Below are 7,738 nucleotides of genomic sequence, written 5' to 3'. Positions count from 1 at the left end.
ATGCGGTGAGCTACATCAGCCACGGCATCGCCAAGCGGCCCGGCATGAGCCAGCAGAAGAACGTGCGCGGCGCCGACGAAGAGGAAGAGAGCGATCGGCCGTCGCAAAAGGGCGGCGGGGCGATCGAGAACTACTGCGTCAACCTCAATGAAAAGGCCAAGCAGGGCCGCATCGATCCGTTGATCGGCCGCGATCCCGAGGTTGAGCGCACCATCCAGATTCTCTGCCGCCGCCAGAAGAACAATCCGCTTTATGTCGGCGATCCCGGCGTCGGCAAGACCGCCATCGCCGAGGGTTTGGCGCGCAAGATCGTCAAGGGCGAGGTGCCGGAAGTCCTTCGTCCGTGTACGATCTATGCCCTCGATATGGGCGCGCTGATCGCCGGCACCCGCTATCGCGGCGATTTCGAGGAGCGGCTGAAGTCGGTCGTCAAGGAGCTGGAAGGTTTGGCCGGCGCGATCCTGTTCATCGACGAGATCCACACCGTGATCGGCGCCGGCGCCACCTCGGGCGGCGCGATGGATGCGTCCAATCTCTTGAAGCCGGCGTTGCAGGCGGGATCGCTGCGCTGCATCGGCTCGACCACCTACAAGGAATACCGCCAGTATTTCGAGAAGGATCGCGCACTCGTCCGCCGCTTCCAGAAGATCGATGTCGCCGAGCCGACGGTTCCGGACACCATCAAAATCCTGAAGGGTCTCAAGCCCTATTTCGAGGAGTATCACAAGGTCCGCTACACCGCCGATGCGATCAAGGCGGCGGTGGAACTGGCGGCGAAATACATCAACGACCGCAAGCTGCCCGACAAGGCGATCGACGTGATCGACGAGGTCGGCGCCTCGCAGATGCTGCTGCCCGAATCCAAGCGCAAGAAGCAGATCGGCGTCAAAGAGGTCGAAGAGGTCATCGCCAAGATGGCGCGCATTCCTCCCAAATCCGTCAGCAAGACCGATGCGGAAGCGCTGCGCAGCCTTGAGGATGATTTGAAGCGCGTCGTGTTCGGCCAGGACAAGGCGATTGCGGCGCTTTCCTCCGCGATCAAGCTGGCGCGTGCCGGCCTTCGCGCCCCCGACAAGCCGATCGGCTGTTACCTGTTCTCGGGACCGACCGGCGTCGGCAAGACCGAAGTCGCCAAGCAGCTCGCCTCCATTCTCGGCGTCGAACTGTTGCGTTTCGACATGTCGGAATACATGGAGCGCCACACCGTCAGCCGCCTGATCGGCGCGCCGCCGGGCTATGTCGGCTTCGATCAGGGCGGTCTCTTGACTGATGGCGTCGACCAGCATCCGCACTGCGTGCTGTTGCTCGACGAAATCGAGAAGGCGCATCAGGATCTGTTCAACATCCTGTTGCAGGTGATGGACCACGGCAAGCTCACCGATCACAACGGCAAGAAGATCGATTTCCGCAACGTGGTGCTGATCATGACCACCAACGCCGGCGCCTCCGATGCCGCCAAGGAGTCGATCGGCTTCGGCCGCGGCAAGCGCGAAGGCGAGGACGAAGAGGCGATCAAGAAGCTGTTCACGCCGGAATTCCGCAACCGCCTCGATGCTACCATCGGCTTCGCCGCGCTCGGCCGCTCGACCATCGACCGCGTCGTGGAGAAGTTCGTGCTCGAGTTGGAAGCCCAGTTGATCGATCGCGACGTGACCTTCGATCTGACGCCGGAAGCGACCCGCTGGCTTGGCGAAAAGGGCTACGACGATGCCTTCGGCGCCCGTCCCTTGGCGCGCGTCATTCAGGACAACATCAAGAAGCCGCTGGCCGATGAAATCCTGTTCGGCAAACTGCAGAACGGCGGCACCGTCCGCGTCCTGCTCGACCGCGAGAGCGACAAGCTGGTGTTCGAATTCATCACCGAGGAAGCCAAGCCGAAACAACTCCCGCCGCCGGAAAAAAGCGAAGAGAACGTGTAGTTTTCTGCCCCCCGCGGGTGGCAAGTTCTCGCCACCCGCACATCAACCGTGGGGGGAAGTGTCCGCGCAGCGGACGAAGGGGGCTTCTTTACGCCGCCTTTTTGCCTGCTTCGCTCGTCTTCGTCAGTGCACCAGCATTGCGGTGGCCTTCTCCAGCACCGGATCGCGACCGGCCCTGATGTCGGCGATGGTCGGCTTCACCGTCACGTCCGGCGCGATGCCGACGCCTTCCAGGGCGCGGCCGTTGGCGAAGTTGTCGTCCTTGGTGCAGATGAAGGCCGAGCCGCCGCCCGGCAGCTTGAACCACAGCGGATTGCCGGTCGAACCGCCGGTGGTTTCGCCGACCAGCTTGGCGCGTCCGGTGGTGCTCAGCGCCATCAGGAAATCCTCGGCGGCGGAATAGGTGCGCGGGCCGACCAGCACCACCACCGGCTTGGCGTAATGCAGCGTGGCGTCGGGCTGGAAAGTCGGTGCCGGCGCGCGCATCCAGCCCTCGGGCCGCCGCCACGAGCGATAGGCGGCGCGATACTCGCGCGTACGCCAGGTCGATCCCTGGAACGGCTTGTCGGCCAGGATGGCCGCCAAAGCGTGGCCGTAGTCGTCGTTGCCGCCCGAATTTTCGCGGATGTCGATGATGAGGCCCTTGGCGCCCGACGCGGCGGCGAAATTCTCCTTCAGCACCTTGAGGCCGGCGTCGTCGACGAACCAGTTGATTTTCAGGTACGCGACATTGCCCGGCAGCATCCTGAACTCGGCCGGGATCGGCATCGGCGGCAGCACGCCGAACGCGCCGGTGTTGTGGATGCGCGGCAGGGCGGCAATGTGGGTTTTGCCGTGCGCATCCTTGACGGTGAGCGCAACCGGCTGGCCTACCGGTCCGCGCAGAAGCTGGAAGCCGTATTGCCAAGTCACGCGGTCTTGCGGCGTGAAGCCGAACACCGTTTCGCCGACCGTCTTGGCGTAGGCGAGCGCCGGCTTGCCGTCGATGGCGACCACTTCCGCGCCTGGAACGATGCCCGCGGCCTTAAGCGCCGGATCGGACACGGCGGTGACGATGATCTTGCCGTCCACCAATCGCGTGTCGACCGGCGTGATGCCGTAGAAGCGGTCCATCAATTCCGGCGGAGCGATGACGCGGGTGTGGCCATCCATCAACAGCACGCCGAACCGCATCAGCACTGCGTAATACGCTTCGGTGGTTTTGGCGGCGCGGGCGTCCTGCAGCGCGGCCATATAGGCGCCGTCCCAGTCGAGCCCGGGCACGCGGTCGAAAAAGGCGAAGTTGAAGCGCGCCTCGGCCCAGATTTTGGAAACGCCCGCCGCTTTTTCTTCCTCGCTCAACACCGGCTGGTAGGGCGTGGCGAGGGCGGGGTTGTCCTGCCACAGCCGGGCGCGGGCGTTGAGCGTGTCGATCACCGCCTTGAATCGCGGTGTCGCGGCGATGGCGGCGAAATCGGCCTCTTTGGCGACATCATCGGCCGTGACCAGGGCGCCGAGAGCGGCCGCGTTCTCAAGCGCCGTCAGCGCCTTGTCGGGTTGGCCGGCGAGGGCGTAATCGCGCGCGAGATCATAGAGCCGGTCGGGCCACTCGCTGTGGCCGGTCAGCGCCGGATCGGCCGCCATGCGTTCCAGTAGTGCCGCCGCTTGTTGATAGGCCTTGGCCTGATAAAGCTGGTTGGCCTCGGTCGACATCTGGTCAAAATTCGGCTCGGCCCAGCAAGCCGTCGAAAGCATCAAGGTGGCCATCACGGCAGCGCGGTACGTCATTCGTCCTCCAAGTAACCCGGTGATGACGGGTTATCTAGGAAGGCGACTCCGTAAGGCAGAAATGCCGGCTGCGCATGCCACGCTGCCGCCGCGGAATGGCTGGAAAACTAGTCGGCGCAAAAAGGGGTTAGCTCTCCTGCCTCGAAAATTCCCCTCATCCTGAGGAGCGAGCGCGAGCGTCGCGAAGGACGCACTACAGCGCCGCCCTGATCTTCGCCGCGAGTGTTTCCAGCGTTGCGGCGGGCACCATATCGCGGGCGTGAAAGGCGAGATCGATGCCGGCCTCGCGCGGGATGATGTGCATGTGGATGTGGAACACGCTCTGGCCAGCAGCGCGACCGTTGAGCTGGACCAGCATGACGCCGGGCGCACCGGTCGCGGCCTTGACCGCCGCGGCGACTTTCTGTGCCGTCTGGATCAGGGCGGCGGCGCCGTCGGGCGACAGTTCGAAAATGTTCTCGGCCTCTTCCTTGGGCACGACCAGCGTGTGGCCGTCGGCCTGGGGCATCACGTCCATGAAGGCGAGGGTCTTGTCGTCCTCGTAGATTTTCACGCACGGGATATCGCCGCGCAGGATTTTCGCAAAAATGTTGGAGCGATCGTACGGCACGGCAGACTCTCCCGAGGACGGCTGGTGCCAATTTCGGCCGCCGTGGCGGTTCCGGTCAAGCCCGATTTCGCCCCGCAGCCATTGCTGTGTTAGCCTCCACCCATAATCGAGGCCGGGGGGCCTTCTATGCGAACACCGGAATACCACGACCTCGCGCCGCTGGTGCGCCTGACGGGCATCGCGATCTGGATGCAGACCGCCTGTTACGTCGTCAGTCTCGTTGCCGACGTGATCGACTATGCCATGCGCGTGTCGTTGGCTAGGCAAGGGACTACGTTCGAAAATTCCGACGAGTTGCCCGTGGCCTTGGTCAATGTATTCGTGGGGATCACCGGTCTGATCACCACGATTGCCATCATTTTCGCCGCCGTGCTGGTGCTGCGCGCGATCTACCGCGCCAACCGCAATCTACATGCCCGCGGCGTTAGCGGGCTCGAATACACGCCGGGTTGGTGCGTCGGCTGGTTCTTCATCCCGATTGCCGGCCTGTGGAAGCCGTATCAGGCGTCCAAGGAAATCTGGGTCGCCAGCCACGATCCCATGCAGTTCTCCGTGGATCGCCCCGGCCTCATGCCGGTGTGGTGGACGTTGTTCCTGATCTCGAACGTCGCCAGCACCATGTCAGGCCGGTTCGCGCTCATGGGCACACCCGAGGCGCAGATGCCATCGACGGTGCTGTCGCTGATCTGTGATGCCGCCTCGATCCCCGAAGGACTGATCCTGCTCGCCCTCCTTCGCCAGATCGCGGCAGCCCAGTACCGGACACTGAACATCGATATGGCGTTTGCTTAAGGCCCCTTCTTGAACGGCGAGGCCGCCGCGAGAGAGTCGATTTCCTCGGCCACCGCGGCGCGCTCGCCTTTCAGGAATTTGGCGACGGCGCTGCGCAAGCCTTCATGCGCAATGAAGTGCGCCGAATAGGTCGGCACCGGATTGTAGCCGCGCAGCAGTTTGTGCTCGCCTTGCGCCCCGGCTTCCACTTTCGCCAGTCCTTTGGCGATGGCGAAATCGATCGCCTGGTAATAGCAGGTCTCGAAATGCAGGAACGGCACGTATTCGGTCGAGCCCCAGTTGCGCCCGTAGAGCACGCCTTCGCCGAACAGGTTGAGCGCGCCCGCAATGTAGCGCTTGCCCCGCCGCGCCATTACCAAGAGCACCTGGTCGGCCATGCTGGCACCGATGCGGCTGAAGAATTCGCGCGTCAGGTACGGGTGCCCCCATTTGCGCCCGCCGGTGTCCATATAGAAGTCGAAAAACGCATCCCAATGCGCTTCGGTGATGTCCGCGCCGGTCAGCCAGTCGAATGCGATCCCCTCCGCGTGCACCGCCGCGCGTTCCTTTTTCAGGTTCTTGCGCTTGGACGACGACAGCTCGCCGAGGAACTGGTCGAAGCTGGAATAGCCGCGGTTCTCCCAATGGAATTGCCGGTCGGTGCGCAAGAGATACCCCAGCCGTTCCGCCGCACGCCATTCCTCTTCGGTGGCAAACGTGACGTGCAGCGACGAGCATTTCAGTTCGCTCACCGCCGCTGCGCCCGCGCTCAGCAGCGCCGCCTGCATCGCCGCCTCGTTGATCCCGTCGGCGATCAGCAGCCGCCGTCCGGTCACCGGTGTGAACGGCACGCACGCCTGCAGTTTGGGATAATAGGCCCCGCCGGCGCGCTCGAATGCATCGGCCCAGGCCTGATCGAACACGTATTCGCCTTGCGAATGGCGCTTGAGGTAAAGCGGCATCAGCCCCGCAAGCTTGCCGTTCTCTTCCACCGCCAGATGCAGCGGCCGCCAGCCGGTGCGCGGCACCGCCGATTTGGATTCTTCCAGCGCCGCAAAAAATTCATAGCGCGTGAACGGGTGCGGATCGGGCCGGCCGCTCGGGTTGGCACAAGCATTCCACGCGACGGCGCCGATGTCGGCGGCCCGCCCGGTCAGACGCGCAGTGAACCCTTCTTCGCTCACGCGATCTCGAACACCGCTTCCACTTCCACCGCCACATTGCGCGGCAGCGATCCGGCACCGACGGCGGCGCGGGCGTGCTTGCCGGCATCGCCGAACACTTCCACCATCAGGTCCGAGGCGCCGTTGGCGACTTCGGGATGCTGGCCGAAGCCCGGCCCGGCGTTGACGAACACCGCGAGCTTCACGCAGCGGGTGACGCGGTCGAGATCGCCGTCGCAGGCGGCCTTGGTCTGGGCGAGGAGGTTGATGGCGCATAGCCGCGCCGCCGCCTTGCCGTCTTCGACCGAGATATCCTGGCCGACGATGCCGACATAGTGCAGCCCGTCCGGCCCGGCGGGGATCTGGCCCGACACGAACACCAGGTTGCCGCTTTTCACGGTGGGAACATAGCTCGCCACCGGAGCCGGCGGCGCCGGCAGCGTAATGCCAAGGTCTTTCAGTCGGGTCTCGATACGGCCGGTCATGCCATCCCTCGTTTGGAGCTGCCCGCCCGCGAGGGCGTCACAAAAGAGGAACCTACCGTGTTTGCCGGGCCCTCTTCAAAGGGTTTCCGCGTGCGGGCGCGCGCGCTATAGAAGATGCATGAGCCGGACGTGCGATGCCGAGACCAGCCTGTTCGGGGGCATGCCCCCCGATTGGGCGCCGCATGCATGTACCTGGATGTGCTGGCCGTGCCGCCGCGAAACCTGGGGTTCCGACGACGCCTTGCTCAACGCCAAGCAGGCGACGGCGCGGATCGCGCGGGCGATTTCCACCTTCGAGCCGGTGGTGCTCGCGGCCCGTCACGAAGACATTCCTGCCGCCAAGCTCGCCACCGCCGGCAAGGTGCAAGTGTTCGAGGCGCCGCTCGACGATTCCTGGGCCCGCGACACTGGTCCGACATTTCTGGTCGGGCCGGAGGGACGGCGCGCCGCGGTGCAGTGGCTGTTCAATGCCTGGGGCGACAAATATCATCCCTATGACGCGGACGCGGAACTGGCGACGCGCATTGCCGAGCATAGCGGCCTCGAAGTTCTGGAAGCGCCGCTCGTCTGCGAAGGCGGGGCGATCCATTGCGACGGCGAGGGCACGCTGATCACCACCGAACAGTGCTTGCTCAATCGCAACCGCAATCCGCATCTCGGCAAGGAAGAAGTGGAATTCCTGCTCAAGCGTTATGCCGGCGTCGAGAAGATCATCTGGCTGGGCAGCGGTTTTTCCGATGACGAAACCGATGGGCATGTCGATAACATCGCCTGTTTCGTGCAGCCCGGGCGGGTGGTCGTGGGCGTGCCGTCGTCGCCGTCGCTGCCCGATGCGGCACCCGTAAAAGAGGCGATCCGCCGCCTGCAGCGCGAGCGCGATGCCAGGGGCCGGGCGCTGGAAGTGATCGAACTGCCGCAGCCGCGTCGCGTGCGCTTCGATTGGCGCGGCCGGATCATGCAGACAAGTTACGTCAATTTTTATCTCGCCAACGGCGGCATCGTGATGCCCTCGTTCGACGACCC

General features: G+C 64.3%; 7 protein-coding genes. 3 read left to right on the top strand and 4 right to left on the bottom strand.

The annotated features are described in order from the left end of the window. The coding region (clpA, locus tag AC1P6P_RS06845; RefSeq protein WP_481401688.1) for an ATP-dependent Clp protease ATP-binding subunit ClpA at nucleotides 1-1,919 on the top strand (1,919 nt) is incomplete at its 5' end. A gap of 123 nt (nucleotides 1,920-2,042) precedes the next feature. Here clpA and AC1P6P_RS06840 read toward each other — a convergent pair. After that, nucleotides 2,043-3,686: a S41 family peptidase gene (locus tag AC1P6P_RS06840; protein WP_481401687.1), complete on the bottom strand. Its 1,644-nt coding sequence runs from the start codon at nucleotides 3,684-3,686 to the stop codon at nucleotides 2,043-2,045. Nucleotides 3,687-3,879: 193 nt separating this feature from the next. Next, complete coding sequence (locus AC1P6P_RS06835; protein ID WP_481401686.1) at nucleotides 3,880-4,296, bottom strand: HIT family protein; 417 nt, start codon at nucleotides 4,294-4,296, stop codon at nucleotides 3,880-3,882. Nucleotides 4,297-4,422: 126 nt separating this feature from the next. Here AC1P6P_RS06835 and AC1P6P_RS06830 point away from each other — a divergent pair, with 126 nt between their 5' ends. Then, a complete protein-coding gene (locus AC1P6P_RS06830) occupies nucleotides 4,423-5,088 on the top strand; it encodes a DUF4328 domain-containing protein (protein ID WP_481401685.1) in 666 nt (221 codons plus the stop codon). Here AC1P6P_RS06830 and AC1P6P_RS06825 read toward each other — a convergent pair. Together AC1P6P_RS06825 and AC1P6P_RS06820 are read right to left on the bottom strand one after the other, a co-directional pair. Next, nucleotides 5,085-6,251, bottom strand: coding sequence for a GNAT family N-acetyltransferase (locus AC1P6P_RS06825; protein ID WP_481401684.1), 1,167 nt, complete (start codon nucleotides 6,249-6,251; stop codon nucleotides 5,085-5,087). The two genes, AC1P6P_RS06830 and AC1P6P_RS06825, sit on opposite strands and share 4 nt — an antisense overlap. Next, nucleotides 6,248-6,715 carry a RidA family protein gene (locus AC1P6P_RS06820; protein WP_481401683.1) on the bottom strand — a complete coding sequence of 156 codons (468 nt, stop codon included), beginning with the start codon at nucleotides 6,713-6,715 and terminating at the stop codon, nucleotides 6,248-6,250. Before AC1P6P_RS06820 ends, AC1P6P_RS06825 begins: the two co-directional genes overlap by 4 nt. 118 nt (nucleotides 6,716-6,833) lie before the next feature. Here AC1P6P_RS06820 and AC1P6P_RS06815 point away from each other — a divergent pair. Beyond that, nucleotides 6,834-7,738 (top strand): agmatine deiminase family protein (locus AC1P6P_RS06815; RefSeq protein WP_481401682.1); only part of this gene is annotated, 905 nt, incomplete at its 3' end.

The organism is Rhizomicrobium sp. (assembly GCF_056722145.1).
The sequence above is the reverse complement of the archived record's forward strand: the minus strand, read 5'-3'. Positions and strand labels throughout refer to the sequence as shown.

Bases quoted from the DNA above. Each gene is read 5' to 3' on its own strand.
- AC1P6P_RS06820 (WP_481401683.1), bottom strand. From the start codon at position 6,715: ATGACCGGCCGTATCGAGACCCGACTGAAAGACCTTGGCATTACGCTG.
- AC1P6P_RS06840 (WP_481401687.1), bottom strand. From the start codon at position 3,686: ATGACGTACCGCGCTGCCGTGATGGCCACCTTGATGCTTTCGACGGCT.
- AC1P6P_RS06830 (WP_481401685.1), top strand. From the start codon at position 4,423: ATGCGAACACCGGAATACCACGACCTCGCGCCGCTGGTGCGCCTGACG.